Consider the following 18995-nt stretch of genomic DNA (forward strand, 5'->3'; position numbering starts at 1 on the left):
CTAATTGTCATATTCGTAAAAGCCTTTTCCGCTTTTCATCCCGTACAAGCCGGCGTCGACCATCTTTTTCAGCAGCGGGCACGGGCGGTATTTGCCGTCCTTGAATTCGCGGTACAAATTATCGATGGAATAATAAATCGTATCGAGCCCGATCAAATCCGCCGTTTCCAGCGGCCCCATCGCATGGCCGAAACATTCCCGGAACAATCTGCCGATATCCTCCACGGACGATATTTGCTCCTGCAGCACATACACCGCCTCATTGATCGTCAGCATCAAAATCCGGTTGGATACGAAACCGGGCGCATCCTGCACCAGCACGTACGATTTCCCCATGCTTGCCAGAAGCTCGTCCGTTATGCGGATCGTTTGCTCGCTCGTATGGTAGCCGCGAATGACTTCGACGGTCGGCTTCCGTGCAACCGGGTTCATAAAATGAATGCCGATCACGCGATCCGCCGCCTTGTTGCCGAGCCCGCCTTGCCTTTGTAATCGGAATGACGGAGGTGTTGACCGCAAAAATGCAAGATTCCGGACAAATCCGATCCATCGCTTCGTAAACGGGTTTCTTGATCTCCCACCTTTGATTCTTTGGATTCTATGGACTAAACCCGATTTTCAGCCGTATATACGGTTAATTTCATATGTGCGCTAACCCACTGCTTCACCTGCTCCTTGCTAAAGCGCCCGCCGCCGGATAACCGCCACGTTACGGCCGCCGCCTCCGGACCGGTCTCCCGCCATTCGACCAGCAAATTAAACATCGCCGGCAAGGAGGAATCGGCGAAGGCTTGCCCGCCTTCTTCGCAAATAACGACAAGCGGGCGCAGCGACGACTTCGGCGTCTGGGCCTGGAGCAGGAACGATTCCGGCGCCAGCCAGCGGCCGCCGTTTCCCGCCTTTTGATCGGCGTAAGCGGCCAGCAGGGCGGGCACTCCCTCCATCGCGCGAAAATCGAAATAAAGCGGCTTGATCCTGGCTTGATCCGGGTGCAGCTCATACAAGGCGATCTCATCCTGCCCGGAAAGCTTGTTCAGCAGCAAAGCCAAAGCGGCGACAGCGATGTCGCTCGCCTGAAATTCCCGCTGCGAACCGGCTTTGTGCAGCAAAGGCCATACCCCGGCCGGCATCGAGGCTTCGAAAACGGACAGCTCCGCCGAAGCCGCCGCTTCCTCGTCCCATTGCGGTATGACGATCGAGCGAAGCGGAACCTGCACCATCTTTTCATTGTGCGCCATGCCGCGAATGAACGACGCCTGCTTGCGGATCGTGGCGTTGGCGAACAGATCCGTCACCGCCAGCTTGACGCCGAACGCATCGTTCAGCTGCGCGGCAAGCTGCAAAATGAGCAGCGAATTGCCGCCTGCATCGAAAAAGCTGTCCATGACGCCCAGCTTGTCCCGGTGCAGCACATCTTCCCATATGCTCATAATCCGCTCTTCCAGCTCCCCTTCCGGCACGGCGGCGGCATTTCCGGCGGGCAGCGCGCCGGCTTCCGTCTCGCGAAGCGCATGGCGGTTGATTTTGCCGTTAGGCATCAGCGGCATTTGATCCAACTGCACGAATTGTTCGGGAATCATATACGACGGCAGCTTTTTCCTTAAAAACTCGCGAATGACGACGACCGTCAGCGCGGAAGCAGCCGTAAAAAACGCCCATAACGCATCCTCGCCTCTTGCATTGGCACGGACGATGACCGCAACCTCGCGGATTTCCGGCAATCGCGCCATGCCGTTTTCGACTTCATTCAGCTCAATCCGGTTTCCTCTTATTTTGACCTGGTGATCGACCCGCCCCAAATAGCGGATCGACCCGTCCTGCCGCCATGAGGCCAGATCCCCTGTCCGGTACATCGTAACGCCGGGCTCCAGCGGGTGCTCGATAAACTTGTCCCGGTTCATGTCCGGCCGATTCCAATAGCCGTAGGAAACGCCCGCTCCCGCGACGCACAATTCGCCGATCATGCCGAGCGGCTGGAGCATGCCGTGATGGTCCAAAATGTATGGCCGCATATTCATCACCGGCCTGCCGATCAACACCCGCTCCGTATCCGTTGCGAACGGAATGCGGTAATGGAGCGTATCGTCGCAGCATTCGGTTTGCCCGTAGGCGTTTACGAGCTGAATCCGGTAATAGCTGTAAAACCGATTCACGAGCACGGGCTTCGTCTCTTCCGAAGTGAGCGCGATTGCTTTTAGCCGGGTCAAAGGCAGCACCGGCTGTCCCTGTTCAAGCAGGCGGACGTAGGCGTTCAGAACGGACGGTATCAGCTCGATGACGGTTACGCCGTCCTCCTCGATCCGTGCGAACTGCTCCAGCGGATCGCGCTCCACCTCCTCCGAATAGACGACAAGCTCCGCACCCGCAAACAGCGGAGACAATATTTGCCAGATCGAGGCAACTACATTTACGCTGAAATTGCTGCCGACCTTGTCGCTTGCACCGATGCCCAATTCGTGAATTTTGGCATAGGCGTGGTTGACAATTCCGCGGTGATGCAGCATCGCGCCCTTCGGCTTACCCGTTGAGCCGGACGTGTAGATCATATACGCGACGCTCTGCGGAGACGAGGCGTCTGGCGTCGCCGCCTCCGCTTGCTCCGCGCTAGCGGAGGCAGCCGGCCTGCCGGGAGCGATCGGCAGCACGGTGCCGTCGAAGCCGGCGGCGGCATCCGCTTCGTCCAGCACAAGCATGGCGGCCGAGCGGCTGTCCTCCAGAATCGCAAGCGTCCGTTCGGCCGGATGGTTCCGGTCGAGCGGCACGCAGATGCAGCCCGCTTCCAGGATGCCGAGGACGCCCGCGATCATCTCCGGCGACCTGGGAACGTACAGGGCGATCCGCTCCTGCTCCCGCATGCCGCTCGCTCTTAGCATGGCGGCGATGCGCAGCGCCTGTTCCCGCAGCTGCCCATAGGTCAGCAGCCGATCTTCATACCTGACGGCGGCCCGCTCAGGCGTTTGGAGCGAATGGCGCCATATCAGCTGCGGAATCGTCTGTTCCGGACAATCGGCCGCCGTATCGTGAAACAGCTTGCCGATCTCCGCTTTTTCCTCAGCCGTGACGAGCTCCATGCCGGCCATCGGCAGATCGGCCCGCTCCATGAATCCGTCGATCATTCGCCGGTAGCGAAGCGCGAGCAGTTCGATTGTCTCCGCGTCATAAAGCTGCGCGTTGTAGTGAAAATCAATATGAATGCTTTCTTGCAAAGACACCTGCAGCGTCAAATCGAAATTCGTTTCTTCGTGCACGTACGTTTTGCTTACGCGCAGCCCGTCCGTCTCGGCAAGACTTCCCCGCCCCAGCGGGTAATTTTTGATGACGATCACCGAATCGAACAGCAGGGTGCCGCCGCCCATCTCGCTGTAGGCCGCCAAATCCAGCAGAGGGATGGAAGCATGCGCCTCTTTGCCGGATAAATCGGCTGCGGCTTTGCGCAAATAATCGACTGCAGTATCATTCGGAGCGGACGCAAGACGAAGCGGCAGCGTTTGGATAAATAGGCCGACCATGTGCTCGATTCCCGCAATTTCGGGAGGACGGCCGGATACGGTCACGCCGAAGCAGACGTCACTCGTATTGTTGTACTTTTGGAGCAGCGCCCCCCAAGCTCCGTAAAGCAGGCTCGCCATCGACAGCTGCCGCTCCGAGCAAAACCGGCGCATCCGGGCCGTCATCGGCTCGCCGAACGCGCAGGCTACGGAAGCGGCGGACGGCGCATCCGCGAGCTTGGGCCGATCCGGCGGAATTACCGAACGCTGCCGCATGCCTGCCAAATACGCCCGCCAATACGATTCCTGGGCGGATTTATCCTGTTCGTGCAGCCATTTGATGTAGCTTTTGTACGGCGTTTTCCGCTGCATCACAAGCGGTCGGCCGCTTTTAAGCGCATGATAGCCCGCAAGAAATTCCTGCAAAATAACGCCAAGACTCCACCCGTCGATGAGCATGTGATGATAATCGAGGAGCAGCTCGTATTTGTCCGCAGCCCGTTTGCACAGCAAAATACGGATCGGAGCCGCGCTCACGTCGATCCGGTCGTTCAGCCTCGCTTCGCGGAGAGCCGTCAGCCTCGCCGGCATATCCTCTTCCGGCACGCCGCTTAAATCGGTCTCGTCAATCGGAATGTCATGCTCGCGTTTAATAATTTGTACGGCCTTGTGGCGGTCGTTCCACCGAATGACGGTGCGCAGCATCTCGTTGGCTTCCGCCAGCTTTTTCCACGCTCCGTAGAAAGCCGGAATGTCCAGCCCGCCTTCCATTTCCAGACCCGCCTGCTCGCAATAAACAAGCGCCTCTTCGCTTTGCAAATAATGGAAAAGCATACTTTCCTGCATCGGAGTCAGCATCAGAATATCCTCGACCTGCTCCCTGGCTATCGGCACAGCATTTGCCATCTGGCTTCCCCCTTACTCCAGCAATTCGATTAGTCCAAGATGCTTTTCGTAAATAAAAACCACATTCCGGTTTTGGATAGCGGGGGCGGGACTTTTGCCCGATACGACGAGCGCGCCCAGACCGCTTAACCGCTCCAGTTCCGCATCGATGCTTTCGACATGTATGCAGACGTGGTAAACCGTCGCACCCGCCCGGCGCAGCAAATCGTACACCGGAGAGCCTTTGCCGGCCGGCTGTATCAGCTCGATCGTGTAATCCCCCTCTACAAAACAAACCAGCACTTGTCTGGCAGAGTCCTCCACAACCTCGCGCACGACGCAGCCGCTGCCGAAAAGCGCCTTAACCGACAGGATGGCAGCTTCGATATCGCTCACGACCCATCCGACATGATGAACCTTTCCGATATGCATCCACCCTGCTTTCTAGATCATTTGAAAAAACGACACAAGCCGGTCGATGCCGGTATGATACTGCTTGCTCGAAAACGAAAGGCGCAGCGCCCCCGGCAGGCCGAAATCGGAACCCGGAACGGTTGCGACGCAGCAATGCTCCATAATTTTTTCCGCCAATTCCAGACTCGTCCCGATGCCGTGAACTTTCATAAATTCCGCGCATTCCAGCACGATGTAAAATCCGCCTTTGGAATAAAGCGCTTTGACAAGCGGCACGTCCTTGAACCGCTCCAGCGTATAGTCGCGCCTGTCTTTGTAAAGCGCCTCCAGCTCCTTTACGTCCTCTTGGTGGCGAAGCGCCTCGATCGCTCCGAATTGGACGACGGGGTCGAGCGTCAGCAGCGTATGGTGCTGAATGACGGTCAGCGGCGTTACCAGCTCGTCGGGAACGATGCAGTAGCCGACGCGTCTGCTGTACATGCGGTACCCTTTGGAAAACGCGTTCGTCGTAATGAAGGTCGAAGCCGTATTTTCGAGCTGCATGACCGACTCCCCCGGCTCGTCGAAACAAATGTTGGCGTAAATCTCGTCGTTAATGACGACCGCCTGCCCGCCTACGATCGCATCGATTTGGTACAATTCCTCACGGGTCAAAATGTTGCCGAGCGGGTTGCCCGGCGAATTGATGACGACGACCTTCGTGCGGGCGGAAAAATTTTGTTTAAAAGAGTCCACGTCCAGCGCCATGGTCGACAGGTCGATGTTGTAATATTTGACGGTCGCTCCGGCCAGCAGGGCGCTGAAATGATACAGCGAGTAATACGGATGAGGAAGCAGCACTTCGTCCCCTTCCTTGAGCAGCACCTGGAACAGGTTGCGGAACAGCGAGCTCGTGCCGACGCCGATCACGAAGTTTTTCGGCGGAATTTGCAGTTGGTAGCGCTGCGCGTAATGAAGGGACAGCTCCTCCTTCAGCTCGGGCAATCCTCCCGGGAATACGAGCGTGCTTTTGGAAAAATTGCGCATGGCCCCGACCATGGAATCGGTAATTGCGTCCCGGACGGGAAGCTCGGATTTGCCGAGCGTCATCCGTATCACTTCTTTGCCCTCTTTCTCATAGTCGTAAGCCATCTGGTCCAGAACGAACATCAGAAAGCGCTCGTCGTGGTAGCGGATATTGTCTTTCACCTGCAGCATGGTTTAGCCCTCCTTAAGGTTTTCTCTTGAAAGAAAAAAACTTTCCGTTCCCGTCTCTCTCATCAGCTGCTCGAAGCGCATGCGGCGCTCGTCCATCGGCGTTTTTTTCGTCTGAAACACGGAGTGCAGCATATCCAGCGCCCTCGCCATTTCTTCCTCGCTTGGAAGCCTGTCCTCTTCATCGAGAGCGAGCTGCAGTTGATGCACTTCTTTGTAAGGCTTGGACACGCCCGCCTCGTATTCGGCCGTGTTCCAGTTCGAATTCGGCGTGCATACCGCGATAGCCAAACAGCGGGAAACGAAGGACCGGGGTGAAGGCGCTTCCGTCCGCGTATGGCGGAACATGAGATGCAGACGCTGTCTGTCCTGCTCCTTATCGTAGGCGAACAGCTTCATGGCAGGGGCCGCCTGCCTCAACAGATTGAGGGCGACGGCCGATGGGCCCGTATCGATGCATAAAGCGGTCCCTTGCTCGATCATATACCGCATCGCCTGCACCCATTTGACGGGGGCTGTCAACTGCCGTTCGAGCAGCCCGGCGATGACGGATTCATCCTCGTAAGGCGCAGCGGTTACGGTGGATACGACCTGATATTTCAGCGGCCGGTACACGATCCGCTCCAGCTCTTCCCTGAATCCGGCAGCGGCGTCCTCCATCAGCGGACTGTGAAAAGGCGCGCTCACGTTCAGCTTCACGATCCTCGCCCCGCTCCCGCCAAGGCGCTCGGCGCAGCGCTCAACCGCTTCCCAGTGACCGGAAATGACCGTCTGCTCAGCGGAGTTGTAATTGGACACAACCGCGATGCAGCCCGGGCCGCTCGCTTCGGCGCACGCCCGTTCCACCGTCTCCGCGTCGGGGCCGATCACCGAAATCATCGCCCCGGAACCCGGAGCCGCCGATTGCTGCATCAGCTGCCCACGGCGGCGGACGAGCTTCACCGCCGCATAGAACGGAATCGCCTTTGCACAGGCCAGCGCCGTAATTTCCCCAAGACTGTGGCCGGCCAAAAACGCCGGTTCCAGGCCCGTCTCCTGCTGCAGCGCCGCAAACGCCGCATAACCGGCGGCAAGTATGGCAGGCTGGGCGTTGGCCGTTAAGGTCAACCGGTCGTCCGGCCCCTCTTCGCTTAAGCGGAGCAGGTCGAAACCGGCCGCATCGCTCGCCTCCGCATAAATGGACTTCGCAAAGGAATACCGCTTCGTCAAATAAGCCCCCATCCCGACGTACTGCGCTCCTTGTCCGGGAAACAGGATGCTTGTCCGGATCATCATCATCTCCCCTTTCATTAGTCAAGCTCTTGCAGCGTCGAGACGAGCAGCGACGTGACCTGGCTTTGCAAATCGTGAATGAAGAAGTGGCCGCCGTCAAAAGCCTCGAACCGGCATTCGCCGGCCGTATACGCTGTCCAGCCCCTCATATCTCCGGAAGTTAACGGATCTTCCTTGCCGTAAAGCACGGTCATTCCGCACTGAACGTGACGGCCCGGTAGCTGCCTGGGCGGATCGTCATTGTGCGCATGCAGATCCGCGCGGATGATCGGCAGCATAATTTTCATTAAATCCGGCCTGTTCCCGACTTCCTCGGGAAGTCCCCCCAACAGCCTCAATTGCTCGATCAGCTGCGGATCAGCCAGATGGGGGTCGATGCGGTAAGGCTTGGGCTCGTGCGGGGGCAAAACCCCCGAAACGAATATATGATGAGGATTCGGCAAATCCGATTGCTCCAGCTTCTCGGCAAGGCGAAAAGCCATGGCCGCCCCGAGGCTGTGGCCGAACAAGGCATAATCGGCCTGGCCGATGCGCTCCCGGATATCCTCGAAGGCGTGCTGAATCAACCGCTCCATCGAGCTTAAGAGCGACTGGCCGAACTTTCGTCCCCGGCCGGGGAGCTCAAGCGGCTGAATGCGGATCGCTCCGCCCAGCTCTTGCTCCCACTTCTTGTAAATCGACGCCGTTGCGCCGGCATAAGGCAAGCAAAATAAATTCATTACGACCTCCTTTGGAGCGCGTATTGTTCCGCATGCGTAACTTGACCGAACTCCAGCTTGAGCACTTTGTCCGCCAAATGGAAATACCGGTCGTCGTGAGTGATGGCGATCACCCCCTTTCCCTGCTGCTTCATCCTTTTGAGCAAATGGGTGTAAAAATAGTCCCTGTACTCAGGATCTTGATCGGCCGCCCATTCGTCAAACAAGTAGAACGGCCTGTCGTCCAAGTAGCACAGCAGGAGCGCGAGTCGCTTCCGCTGGCCTGACGACAATTTCGTCGTGCTGAAAAGGCCGTTTCGAATTTCAACCTTGTCTTTCAGCTGAAGCAGGTGCAAATATTCGTCGATCTCTTGTTCCCTGCCGGCCACATTCAGGCCGTATATCCGCTCGAATAAGTGAAAATCGCTGAACACGGCGGAGAACAACTCGCCAAGCTCGCTTGCTTCGGCAGGTCTGCCGTTCACCTGAACCGCACCCTCATCAGGAGAGCTGAGTCCTGTGATCACTTTCGACAGCGTCGACTTCCCGCTGCCGTTGCCTCCCGTAATAAATACGATCTCGCCCGCGCGAAACGTATAATCGACGGGCCCGAGCTTGAAAGCGGCGCTTCCTCCGCCGGGGTAATGATAGACGACGCGCTCGAGCGACAATTCGGTCGCAGTATCGGCAATTTCCGCTTTATCCCCCGCAGGAATGCGTTTTTTATGCCCCGCTTGCACGCTCAGTTCGTCCAGCAAAGCGTTCACGCGTTTCCAACTGATGCGGATGCCGATCATTTGCGGGATGGCGTTCAGAACGCCGTTGATCGGGCCGGTCATGTACAGAAACACGAATACGTAGTTGCGAAGATTGGCGCTTCCCATCTGTTTAAATATTTGCGGAAACAAAAAGGCAACGACCCCGATGACGACGGTAAACATCAGCTCGCCGATCACGTACACGTCCGCGAACATCAAGTCGCCCTGCGAACGCTTGTCTTTATAGAGCCTGCTGTTGCCCTCCATATCCTGCTGAAATTCGTTCCGTTTTCGCGAATGGAGCGAGAGCTCTTTGAACCCTTTGATCAAATCGTCCGCAAATTTGAAAAAAACGTTTTGAATATCCCGGGTAATTTCCCATAAACGATTGACTCTCGCCGAAACGGTATAAAAGATCGTGCCCGCCGCCAAAATGATGGCCGTGGAAATAAGCAAGCCGTACACGTTGAGAAAACCGAGATAAATAAAGCAAAACAGCAGCGTAATCACGCTGGTAATCCCGGAAATGGCCATATTGATCGAATTGGATATCGTCTCCGTATCGCTGATGAGCGCTGCGTTGACTTTGCCCGCGTCCATCCGCTCCAGATTGGCATAACGGCTGGCCAGCATGCGGTCGACAATTTCCATTCTTTTCTCATACAGCATCTGATTGGCAAAACGCACCATTTGGGTGCGGACGATTTTTTGGGCATATACGTAAAATAAAATTCCCATCACAAAATACATGAACAGCGTCGTCGGAAACTTCTCGCCCTGCTGAAACGACTGATTGATCATGAACACGATAAAAGCGTTGCCGAAACCGCTCAGCAAACTCATCATGACGATGGTCAGCACCGGCTTTTCCCGGGGCAGCGGGTATAAGCGGCATACCATAACATAACAGGCATACAGGATCATAAGGACAGCGAAGAGCCGAACCGCAAGCAAAACCGCAGGGGACGCCCACACTTCGACAAAGCTCCACGGCAGCTCCCAGAACAACAAATTGGGCAAAAAATAGAGGCCTGTCAAGCAAACCGCAAGCGAGAACGCGGACAAAAGCGCCGCAACGAGCGTTTCCCTGCCGATTCCGGCAAACGAACGCTTGCCTTTGACGATCTCCATGCCCGTCTGTCCGTACGAGTACAAAAGCCCCGCGCCCGCCAGAAAGGCAAAAACGAGCATGCACATCGCGACCCGGTCGATTTGCGTATAATAGTCGACCGGGTTTTTCTCCGGCTTTTGGCCGAGCATGAGGTCCATAACGCCTTGGCCGATCTTGCTCGTCAAATCGGAGTTCATGTTCGCCAGAACGGCTACGCCAATCTTTTCTTCGGGCCTTAGCACGATGTAGGAAGAAAACGTCGGATTCGTCCCACCGTGGCTCCATTCGCCTCCGCCCTTCTGATAAATCGCCCAGCCGGCCCCGTACGACGAACCGTCGCCATTGGGCGGGACGGTCCGGTCGGGGATGTGTGAGCGGTCGATCAGGGAGCGGTCGAACGAGCCTCCTGCCGCCGTGCCCATCTGCAGCATCATCCAACGCGCCATGTCCCTGGCGTTCGAAATCACATAAGCTGCCGGCGTATTGCCGCTGAACGGCGGCGCATCATACGGCCTGGAGGACAAATAGCCTACTTTAAAGCCCTGCGAAGGCTTGGCCCCGGTCACGTTGCCGTACCCGGCGAACGTATGCTTCAGCTCCAGCGGACCGATCACACGGTTTTGCAAATACGAGTCGAACGGCTCGCCGGCGACCTTTTCCACGATAAGCCCAAGCACATCGTAGTTAATCGTGGCGTATAAAAACTGTTTGCCCGGCGTCTCGGAAAGCTCTGTTCCGATCAGCGTCCGGACCGTTTTTTCCAGCATGCCGCTTCCATCGTCCTGCGGAAGAAAGCCGATCGATTTGAACGGAACTCCGCTTGTCTGGTAGAGCAGTTGGCCGATCGTAATTTCCGGGCTGCCGTTTTCGAAATTCACTTTAAACCAGGGCAAATAACGGCTGACCGGATCGCTCAGCTTGAGCTTCCCCGCTTGTTCAAGCTGCAAAACCGCAAGCCCCGTAAAAGCTTTCGACAGCGACCCCAGCTCGAACAGCGTATCCGCGCCGACAGCCTGCCGCCGCTCCGCATCGGCGTAGCCGAGATTGCGGTTGTAGACGATTCCGCCGCTATCGACGACGATGACCGACATGCCCGGAATGCCGCTTTCTTTCCACTTGCCGTCGATCCACGTCCCGATCGTATCCGCAGGGAACGCCCGGTCTGCGGCAGCCGCCGGCCCGAGCGCGATCCACAAGCCGGTCAAACACAGACAAAACAACAATAGTGCCCGTGTGAACGACATTCTTTTTTTCGTCATAAACCCTCCTTCCTCAGAACGCACGCTAGGCGTATATTTTTACAACTTAAAACAGCCCGTCAAGCTCTTCCTGGCTAAGTCCGGACCATTCGAAATCGGCGGCGGCGAGCACATACGACTTGTTATCGGCGCAATGGCGGATGAGCCCGTGCAGCTCTTCCTCCCACGTTTGCAGGAACCGGTCCGCCGTCTCCGGCTTAAATTTATTTCGGCTGTAAACGGCGGTCATATGCAGACGGCCCGCATATACATACAAGTTCAAGTCCAGCAGACAGTTCAGTTCGTTATCCGGCGAAATATCCGCACCGTACGACTCATCAGTCAGCAAGCAGCATTCGGCTTTCAAGCCCGTGTCCAGATCGCCCAAAAAGTTGAAGCGGATCAACGGACGCTCGTCCACCGGATCGATGGCGCCCAGCAGGTAAGCAAGCGCCCCGTAGCCGGTGCCGCTTTGCGGAATGCGCCTTATCGCTTCTTTCGTCGCGATAATATGTTCGGCGGCATTTTGCTGCGGATGCGGCAGCTTGGCCGGGAACAACGAGGTGAACCAGCCGACCGTTCCCGCTGCATTCAAACTTTCGGTCACGGCTTCCCTGCCGTGGCTTTCCAGCATAACGGGCAGCTGACTGCCGCCATAAAGCTTGTGTACCGCCGACGTCATCGCCGCCAGCAGCAATTCAAGCGGCCTTGTCCGGTACGCATCGTTCGAGGCGCCCATCAATGCCAGCGTTGCCCCGCGGTCCAGCACCCGCTCCGCTTTGCCGCAGTGCTTGTACGAATCCGGCCCTGCATCGAAATCGGGGCGGACCGGGGATTCGTCGAAAGATATTTCGCGAATCCAGTAGGCCAGCTCGTCATACGCATCGTCGAGCGTCGCATGCAATGTCTCGGCCCATTCCCAATAGGCGGCCGCAGGCTGCCGAGCGACCTGAAATGCGCCAGACAGCCGCTGATCCAGCTCATCGATCAAAATTCTCCAGGATACTCCGTCCGTCACGAGATGGTGAGCGGTCAGAAGCAGCCGGATTTGTTCATTCGGCAAAAGAACGAGCGCGGCTTTGAACGGCAAAGCGCGCTCCAAGTCCAGCTGCGCTTTCCAGCCGTCCGCCCACCTGTTCAGCTCCGCCTTCGCCTCAGCCTCGGGCAATGCGGTCAAATCCCGGACCTCCAGGCGAAATGCAGGTCCGGGCTCCCGACCGGTCCGGTATGCCAAGCCCGGCCCGTCTTTGCCTGCCGTCAGCGCCAGCGAGAAAACGTCTCTGGCGTGCAGCATGCCCGCAAGGGCGTTCTCCAGTGCGGTCCGATCCGTATCTTTGCGCAATTTCAGCACAACGCTCTGGTGCCAGTGCTGCGGATGCGGGTGGTTTTTCGACCAAAACCACGCCATAATCGGGGTCGGCTTGAGCGGCCCGGCCGGAAATCGCCGCTCTTCGCGGGCTTCGTTGTACCGGGCAAAGCGGACGGCATCGCAGAGCAGCGGATTTCCCAGCAAATCCTTCACTTTGATCGCAATGCCTGCCTCATGCAGCTTGGCGGCGATTTGAATCGCTTTGATGGAGTCGCCGCCAACCCGAAAAAAGTTGTCCGTAAGACCGATCCCTTCATCTGCCAATACCGTGCGGACGATGCTCAATACCGCTTTGTGCAGATCGTTGTCCGGCTGCGCGCTGCGGCCGTCTGCATTCAGTGCCGGAGGCTCGGGCAGCAGCTTGCGGTCGATTTTTCCATGCGCGGACATCGGCAAAGAGTCGCAAAATACGAATCGGCCCGGAATCATGTAGGCCGGCACGATCGAGCCGAGATGCTGCTTCAGCTCGTCTTCTTCAACCGGCTTGGCGGCAACGATGTAAGCGCACAAGTAAAGGCCCCCTTCCGCATCCTGCCTTGCTATAGCGGCCGCTTCCCTGACCGAGCTGTGCGTCAGCAGCCCGTATTCGATCTCGCCGGGCTCGATCCGGCAGCCGCGAATTTTGACCTGCTGATCCATCCGGCCCAAATAGAACAAATTGCCGTCAGGCAGCCATTTGGCCAAGTCGCCTGTCCGATAAACGCGCTCTCCCCCGGCCGGCAAGCGCACGAATTTGGAAGCGGTCAGCGCCTCGTCGCCGACATACGCTTTGGCAAGCCCGATCCCCCCGATGCACAGTTCGCCCGCCGCTCCTCTCGGAACAAGCTCCAGCTCCTCGTCCAGCACGTACATCCTCACATTGTCGATCGGCTTGCCGATAGGGACGGACAACCCGCTCCAGTCGTGCGGACAATCGAAAGACGTCACGTCAATCGCCGCTTCCGTCGGCCCGTACAGGTTGTGCAGCTGTGCCTGAAAAGGGCCTGCCGGCAAGACGGCGTAAAACCTCCTGGCATAATCGGACGGCAGCGCCTCCCCGCTCGCGAATACGTGCCTGACGGAACGCAAATCATCCGGCGGAACGGATCCCTTTTCCAATGATGTCAAAAAAGCGCTCAGCATCGAAGGTACAAAATGAACGGCCGTTACGCCGGCCGTGCGGATGCATGCCGCGATCGCGGAAGGATCTTTCTCTTCTCCGTGAGACAGCACGCACACTTCCGCTCCGGCGGCGCTCCACCACAGCAGCTCCCACACCGATACGTCGAATGTGAGCGGCGTTTTGTGCAGTACTACGTCGCCAGGGCCAATCGGGTACTGCCGCTGCATCCACATGATCCGGTTGATCAATGCCGCATGCTCCACCATGACCCCTTTCGGCTGCCCCGTCGAACCCGAAGTAAAAATGACGTAAGCCGGACTTGCCGCATTCGGCAGGCAGGGCGGATCGTTATCGGGCATTTGTCCGAAATCCACGTCCTGAACCGACAAAATGTGCGGATGCAAGCCATTCAGCCGCTCCTGCTGCCGCTCATCGGTCAAAAGAAGCGCTGCGCCGCATTTGTCCAGCATGAGCTTCATCCGTTCCTGCGGATACGCCGGATCGAGCGGCATGTAGGCGGCACCCGCCTTCAAAATCCCCAGCACGGCCATGACGGCGTTAGCCGAGCGCTCCATGCACAATCCGACGGTCTCTCCGGCACGCACACCGGCCTTTCTCAATCCCCAGGCGATCCGGTTCGCCGCCTTGTTCAGCTCGCCGTATGACATCCGCCGATTTTCAAATCTGAGCGCCGGAAGCTCCGGGCTCGTGCGGGCGCGCTCTTCCAGCCCCGCTTGAATCATCGTCCGGGGACCGTTGTCCTTGGCCGCGCCTGCCCCATGATTCAGCAGCCACTGCCGTTCATCGTCACCGATCCACTCCAGCCGCTCGACCGGCATGTCCGATTCGGAGCACATCGCCGTGATGATCCGCTTCAAGCGCGTAACCATGTCCGCAATATCGCTGTCCTCATAATCGTCCGTACTATACTCGATATCGAGCCGAATGGAATCGTCGCCGCCCCAATCTTTAATGAGCAGGTGAAGCCCATAGGTCTGATATCCGGGAAAGAAATCGATATTCCGGACAGGCATGCCGCCGTGCTCCTGCACCAGGGAAGCGTTGCTGTAATTGACGCACACATCAAATAGCGTATCGCTTCCGTAACGGTGAAGTTCCAGGTCCCGCACCAAAAAATTGTACGGGTATTTCTGGTGCGCAAACCCCGCCTTCAATTCGCGCCCGACTTTGATCGCGGTATCTTTCGCCGTTTGACCGGCGTCGAAGCGTATCCGCAAAGGCATCAAACCGGCGAACATGCCGAAGATTTGGCGCTCCTTCCTGCCGGAGCGGTTCAGCACGGGCACGCCGATGACGATATCGCTCTGACGCCGCCATTTGCGCAAATAAATGGCCGTCAGCGCCGTAAAAAACACGTTCTCCGTCAGGCCGTTGCCGGCTGCCCACTGTCTGATCGCGCGCGTCGTCTCCGGTTCCAACAGCACGGTGCTTCTGCGGGCGCGGCGGGTTAACGCGCTTTCACGCTGCGGTTCAGGCAACTCACTGAACTTGTCCAGCCAATACGCTCGGCTTTTGCGGCAGCGCTCCGATTCCAGATAGCTGCGCTCTTCCTCTGCGGCCAGCAAATACGAAGGGGCTTTCGTCAAATCCGGCTCGCCCCCGGACTGCAGCTTTTCGTAGCCATCCAGCACATCTTCCGTAATGATCTTCATGGACCACCCATCGGCAATCGCGTGATGAAACTTCAAAAAATAGCCCGCTTCACGCTCCGAAATCTTCAGGATAACGAATTCGAAAAGCCGGGCGTCGTACAGCCGGAAAGGCGTCTCGGCCTGCTTTTGCAACCATGCGGCAAATGCCTGTTCAGGATCGGCTTCCCCGCTGAAATCCACATGCTCCAGCTTGTCCGGGCAGCTCCCGGATACGGTTTGACGCACGACTCCGTCCTCCATGGACAAACGCAGCCGCAAACCGTCATGCCTCGGAACGACGGACAATATAGCGCGCTCAAGCAAATCCGTGCGGATGCCCGATTGAAAAAGCACCGCCCCTCCGATATTGTAGATGGGACTTTGCGGGAACGTCTCCTCGATAAACCAAATCCGTTGTTGGGCTTGCAGCAGTTCAAACATCGGATTTTCCTGCGACATGATTTCCCTCCTTCGACCGGTGAATATAGAGATTGCAGGCAAACACATGCAGGTTCGGACAAATGGGCAGCGTCATGCTTACCAACCGTTTATCGAATTTAAGCGGAACAGCTTGCACATACAGCTTTTTCCCGGCTAGAACGTGCGGCTTGTCCCCTTCGTACCAGACAGTTTTCCCGCTCCATACGATCTGTTCGCCGTAAACCGGTTGATCGGCATTCCAGTCGGTGAGAGCCAAAGCGGCTTGCCCGTCCGTTCCATCTTCATAGACGAGGGTAACTGTATCCTTATAGTTCCCCCACTCGGCACAGCCGACCAATGCCAGATGGGTGTACCAGTCGGCCTGGACCGGAATGGACTGCCCGAGGCAGATCACATTGTCGCCGTTTCCGCGCACAGGTTCGTTGATTGCAAATGGACGGCACCTTTCGTCGTTCCATGGCGGCGGATCGCCCCCATCCTCCAGCAAAAAATGCTCGCCGCCGTCCATGCAAGTAAGCGTGGCGCCCGAGTGCAGCCCGCCAAAGCCCGTATTGTTGAAAAATGCGGCCAAATCGATCCGCACGGCAGGCAGCTCCAAGCTTCCTTCCGGCAAACGGCCAACCGCCTCAGTACCGCCATCATGGGAGATGCCGGATGCAGCCGGCCAAGTCTGCCCGCTTGACGTTTGATGAAGAAACCGTTCGGCCGCCTTGCGCTCCAGTTCCGCTGTCCGATGCAGCTTATCAATGGCTTTCTCCAAAAGTCCGGCGGAGGACGGCACGCTCAAATAATGATGTTTGAGCAGCATATTTCTCAGCACGATCCATTCGCTTACCGACTCGGACAATTGCGCAGCAAGCTCCTTGAACCGCGAATCGCTATAACGTTCGCCGATATACGATGCCGCCGCTTGAAAACAGTACCGCCCCCGCTCGGCGTGAATGATGTTCCAAATGATGGGGCTTACCCAAACGGTCTCCCCCGCTGCGGGCGCCACTTCCCGTCTCATGTCAAAACGCGGGTCTTCCAGCGCATCCGCAAACCGGTGAATGCTGTCAAATACGCTTAAGCCTTCCTCCGGCCACAGCTTCCTGCGCAGCCTGTCCGCCCACTGCGCCACGTCAACCTCTTCGACGTTCGAGTGAAACCGGAATACGCCGCAGCTTCCGTTGCTGCCTTGCAAGAAATCCGTTACAGGCAGCTCCTCCCTCCCCTGGCTGCCGAACGTATCGATGCAAATAAGGGTGTTTTTTTCCCGGTTTATCCCTGTAAGGAGCACATAATGTTCGCGATGGCTGAATTGGTAGCCGCCAAGCCAGGGAGTCCAGTAATGATCCAGGTAAATGATAGTGGGCAATCCCCTTTGCCAGCTTTCTTCCGCATGCTTAAGCACGGACTCCGCCCCAATGCCATTGTAAGTGCGCAGTTCAATGCCGTGATACCTGTCGAGCTCGTCTAAAGCGGTTTCAAACTGCGCCTCAAAACGATCGCCGATCATATACGCTTCCACACCTGCCGAGGGATTAAAGCTGCCTCCCCATGATTGCGAAAACATCAAGTCGCTCGGCCTGTTCCAATGCCCGGCAACAGTCGCGATCAAATCCTGCAAACAAGTGCGTTTTCCGTCATGCAGAGGCTTCATCTCGATTTCCATGCGAAAAATCCCTCCGGAAACAATATGTGGTTGTGTTCGAAATTACCAAAATGTAAGCGGTTAACAAATTTGAAAAGGCAAGTTTGGATAAAAAGAAGTGAAATGCGCCCGACTGGCAGACGCGATAGTGAGGTTGAAAGTGAAGACGTCATCGTCAGTTAGTTACATGAATATGGAAATTATATCATATATAGACACGGCGAAAATACATTCAATATTGGCGATTTTTTAACCCTAAAATTAGCGATCCGCATCCCCTAAATCCAAATAAAGGAATTTTGTCTTCATTGTAGAAACGTTTAAGAACGATTGAAAGAGGAGGATTGTGGCATGAACAGCTTCCGCCCTTATAATGACGACGACGTCGCGCAGTTCGTAAAAACAGCGATCCGCCCCGCAGCGCAAATTTGCGACCGCGAGGAAAGAATGCCCGCAGAGACGATTCGCGCCCTGGCTGCGCACGGTTTCCTAAGCGCAACATTTCCGAGACGGTACGGCGGATTGGAGTGGAATCCGCTTGAATACGGGCAATTGACCGAGCATATCGGCAAAGCGTGCTGCTCGGCGCGGACTTTGCTGACGATCCAGACGTCGCTCGTCGGAGAAAGCTTGCTGCGCTGGGGAACCGAGCGGCAAAAAGATCAATGGCTGCCCGGCATCGCATCGGGCGCCTGCCTTGGCGCATTCGCCTTGTCGGAGCCCGATGCAGGCACGAATCCGACGGAGCTGACGACGTCCTATCGGCTCGACGGAGCAAACTATATTCTTTCCGGCACGAAGAAATGGATTTCGTTCGGAGACATCGCCGATTTTTTTATCGTCATCGCCAAAGGCGATGCCGGACAACTGTCGGCATTTATCGTGGAACGCCATCAGAGCGAAGGGCTCCGCACCTCGCCCATCCATGGCATGATCGGCTCGCGGGGAACCCATCTGGCCCAAATCGAACTGCGCGACGTGGCGGTTCCGAAACAAAATATGCTCGCCAAAGAAGGCGGGGGCTTCAGCTACGTCGTTAACACGGCGCTCGATCACGGCCGCTACAGCGTAGCTTGGGGAGCGCTCGCGATCGCCCGGGAAGCGCTTGATCTCATGGCTTCCTACGCGAAGAGCCGCCGGCAATTGGGGGATGAGCTCGGTCAAATTCCGGCGGTGAAGGCGATGATCGGCGAAGCAGTGGCGAAGGTGCACGCCGCGCGCGCCCTCTGTTTGAGAGCCGGCGAGCTCAGAAACAGCCGGCATGACGACGCCATGATGGAGACGACGATCGCCAAATATGTGGCCTCGAAGACGGCCGTCCAAGTGACTTCGGAAGCGGTACAGGCGCTCGGAGCCAACGGATGCCGGAACGATTTTCCGGCGGAACGGCTCATGCGGGAGGCGAAAATAATGGAAATCATCGAAGGCACTTCCCAAGTGCTGCAATCGCTGATCGGCGATTACGGCTTGAACGTCTACGGCACGCAGCACCATGACGCGCACGCAGGCCAGCTTTTAGGAAGCTGACCGGCCCATCATTTAGGTTCGTCCGCCCGGCGACAGACAGGAATGGCGATGCTCGGCACATACGGGCCGGCGTGCCCGAGGTGCATGCGGGCCGGCGCGCCCCAGGTGCATGTGGGCCGGCGCGCCCCAAGTGCATGCGGGCTGCGCCGGGCGGATGTTGGAACTGGTTGCCATGAGACGGCCTATTGCAGTCCTTTTTGCGCATTCTATTTA

General features: G+C 57.2%; 10 protein-coding genes. 1 reads left to right on the forward strand and 9 read right to left on the reverse strand.

The annotated features are described in order from the left end of the window. From AC0LWT_RS10660 to AC0LWT_RS10700, 9 genes are all read right to left on the reverse strand, one after another. Positions 1-450 (reverse strand): 3-hydroxyacyl-CoA dehydrogenase family protein, encoded by a 450-nt coding sequence (locus AC0LWT_RS10660; protein ID WP_474681218.1) that lies wholly within the window; start codon positions 448-450, stop codon positions 1-3. A 155-nt stretch (positions 451-605) separates the two neighbouring features. Continuing rightward, complete coding sequence (locus AC0LWT_RS10665; RefSeq protein ID WP_474681219.1) at positions 606-4394, reverse strand: non-ribosomal peptide synthetase; 3789 nt, start codon at positions 4392-4394, stop codon at positions 606-608. 12 nt (positions 4395-4406) lie between these two features. Next, positions 4407-4805 (reverse strand): VOC family protein, encoded by a 399-nt coding sequence (locus tag AC0LWT_RS10670; RefSeq protein ID WP_474681220.1) that lies wholly within the window; start codon positions 4803-4805, stop codon positions 4407-4409. Between the two features lie 12 nt (positions 4806-4817). Beyond that, complete coding sequence (locus AC0LWT_RS10675; RefSeq protein ID WP_474681221.1) at positions 4818-5984, reverse strand: pyridoxal phosphate-dependent aminotransferase; 1167 nt, start codon at positions 5982-5984, stop codon at positions 4818-4820. Positions 5985-5987: 3 nt separating this feature from the next. After that, positions 5988-7271 (reverse strand): ACP S-malonyltransferase, encoded by a 1284-nt coding sequence (locus tag AC0LWT_RS10680; protein WP_474681222.1) that lies wholly within the window; start codon positions 7269-7271, stop codon positions 5988-5990. Next, on the reverse strand, positions 7271-7972 hold the full coding sequence (locus AC0LWT_RS10685) for a thioesterase II family protein (RefSeq protein WP_474681223.1): 702 nt from the start codon (positions 7970-7972) through the stop codon (positions 7271-7273). Before AC0LWT_RS10685 ends, AC0LWT_RS10680 begins: the two co-directional genes overlap by 1 nt. Beyond that, a complete protein-coding gene (locus tag AC0LWT_RS10690) occupies positions 7972-11079 on the reverse strand; it encodes a cyclic peptide export ABC transporter (RefSeq protein WP_474681224.1) in 3108 nt (1035 codons plus the stop codon). Before AC0LWT_RS10690 ends, AC0LWT_RS10685 begins: the two co-directional genes overlap by 1 nt. A gap of 46 nt (positions 11080-11125) precedes the next feature. Further along, a complete protein-coding gene (locus tag AC0LWT_RS10695; protein ID WP_474681225.1) occupies positions 11126-15640 on the reverse strand; it encodes an amino acid adenylation domain-containing protein in 4515 nt (1504 codons plus the stop codon). After that, on the reverse strand, positions 15615-17276 hold the full coding sequence (locus tag AC0LWT_RS10700) for a hypothetical protein (RefSeq protein ID WP_474681226.1): 1662 nt from the start codon (positions 17274-17276) through the stop codon (positions 15615-15617). Before AC0LWT_RS10700 ends, AC0LWT_RS10695 begins: the two co-directional genes overlap by 26 nt. Before the next feature lie 330 nt (positions 17277-17606). Between AC0LWT_RS10700 and AC0LWT_RS10705 the strand changes: the two genes are divergently transcribed. Next, the gene (locus tag AC0LWT_RS10705) at positions 17607-18782 is read left to right on the forward strand and encodes an acyl-CoA dehydrogenase family protein (protein WP_474681227.1); all 1176 of its coding nucleotides are present in this window, start codon (positions 17607-17609) and stop codon (positions 18780-18782) included. The last annotated feature ends 213 nt before the right edge of the window (positions 18783-18995 follow it).

It is taken from the genome of Paenibacillus sp. sgz302164, from assembly GCF_056120505.1.

What these genes read in the sequence shown, in the direction of transcription:
- AC0LWT_RS10665 (WP_474681219.1), bottom strand. Translation starts at nt 4,394, where the DNA reads ATGGCAAATGCTGTGCCGATAGCCAGGGAGCAGGTCGAGGATATTCTG.
- AC0LWT_RS10670 (WP_474681220.1), bottom strand. Translation starts at nt 4,805, where the DNA reads ATGCATATCGGAAAGGTTCATCATGTCGGATGGGTCGTGAGCGATATC.
- AC0LWT_RS10675 (WP_474681221.1), bottom strand. Translation starts at nt 5,984, where the DNA reads ATGCTGCAGGTGAAAGACAATATCCGCTACCACGACGAGCGCTTTCTG.
- AC0LWT_RS10680 (WP_474681222.1), bottom strand. Translation starts at nt 7,271, where the DNA reads ATGAAAGGGGAGATGATGATGATCCGGACAAGCATCCTGTTTCCCGGA.
- AC0LWT_RS10685 (WP_474681223.1), bottom strand. Translation starts at nt 7,972, where the DNA reads ATGAATTTATTTTGCTTGCCTTATGCCGGCGCAACGGCGTCGATTTAC.
- AC0LWT_RS10690 (WP_474681224.1), bottom strand. Translation starts at nt 11,079, where the DNA reads ATGACGAAAAAAAGAATGTCGTTCACACGGGCACTATTGTTGTTTTGT.
- AC0LWT_RS10695 (WP_474681225.1), bottom strand. Translation starts at nt 15,640, where the DNA reads ATGTCGCAGGAAAATCCGATGTTTGAACTGCTGCAAGCCCAACAACGG.
- AC0LWT_RS10700 (WP_474681226.1), bottom strand. Translation starts at nt 17,276, where the DNA reads ATGGAAATCGAGATGAAGCCTCTGCATGACGGAAAACGCACTTGTTTG.
- AC0LWT_RS10705 (WP_474681227.1), top strand. Translation starts at nt 17,607, where the DNA reads ATGAACAGCTTCCGCCCTTATAATGACGACGACGTCGCGCAGTTCGTA.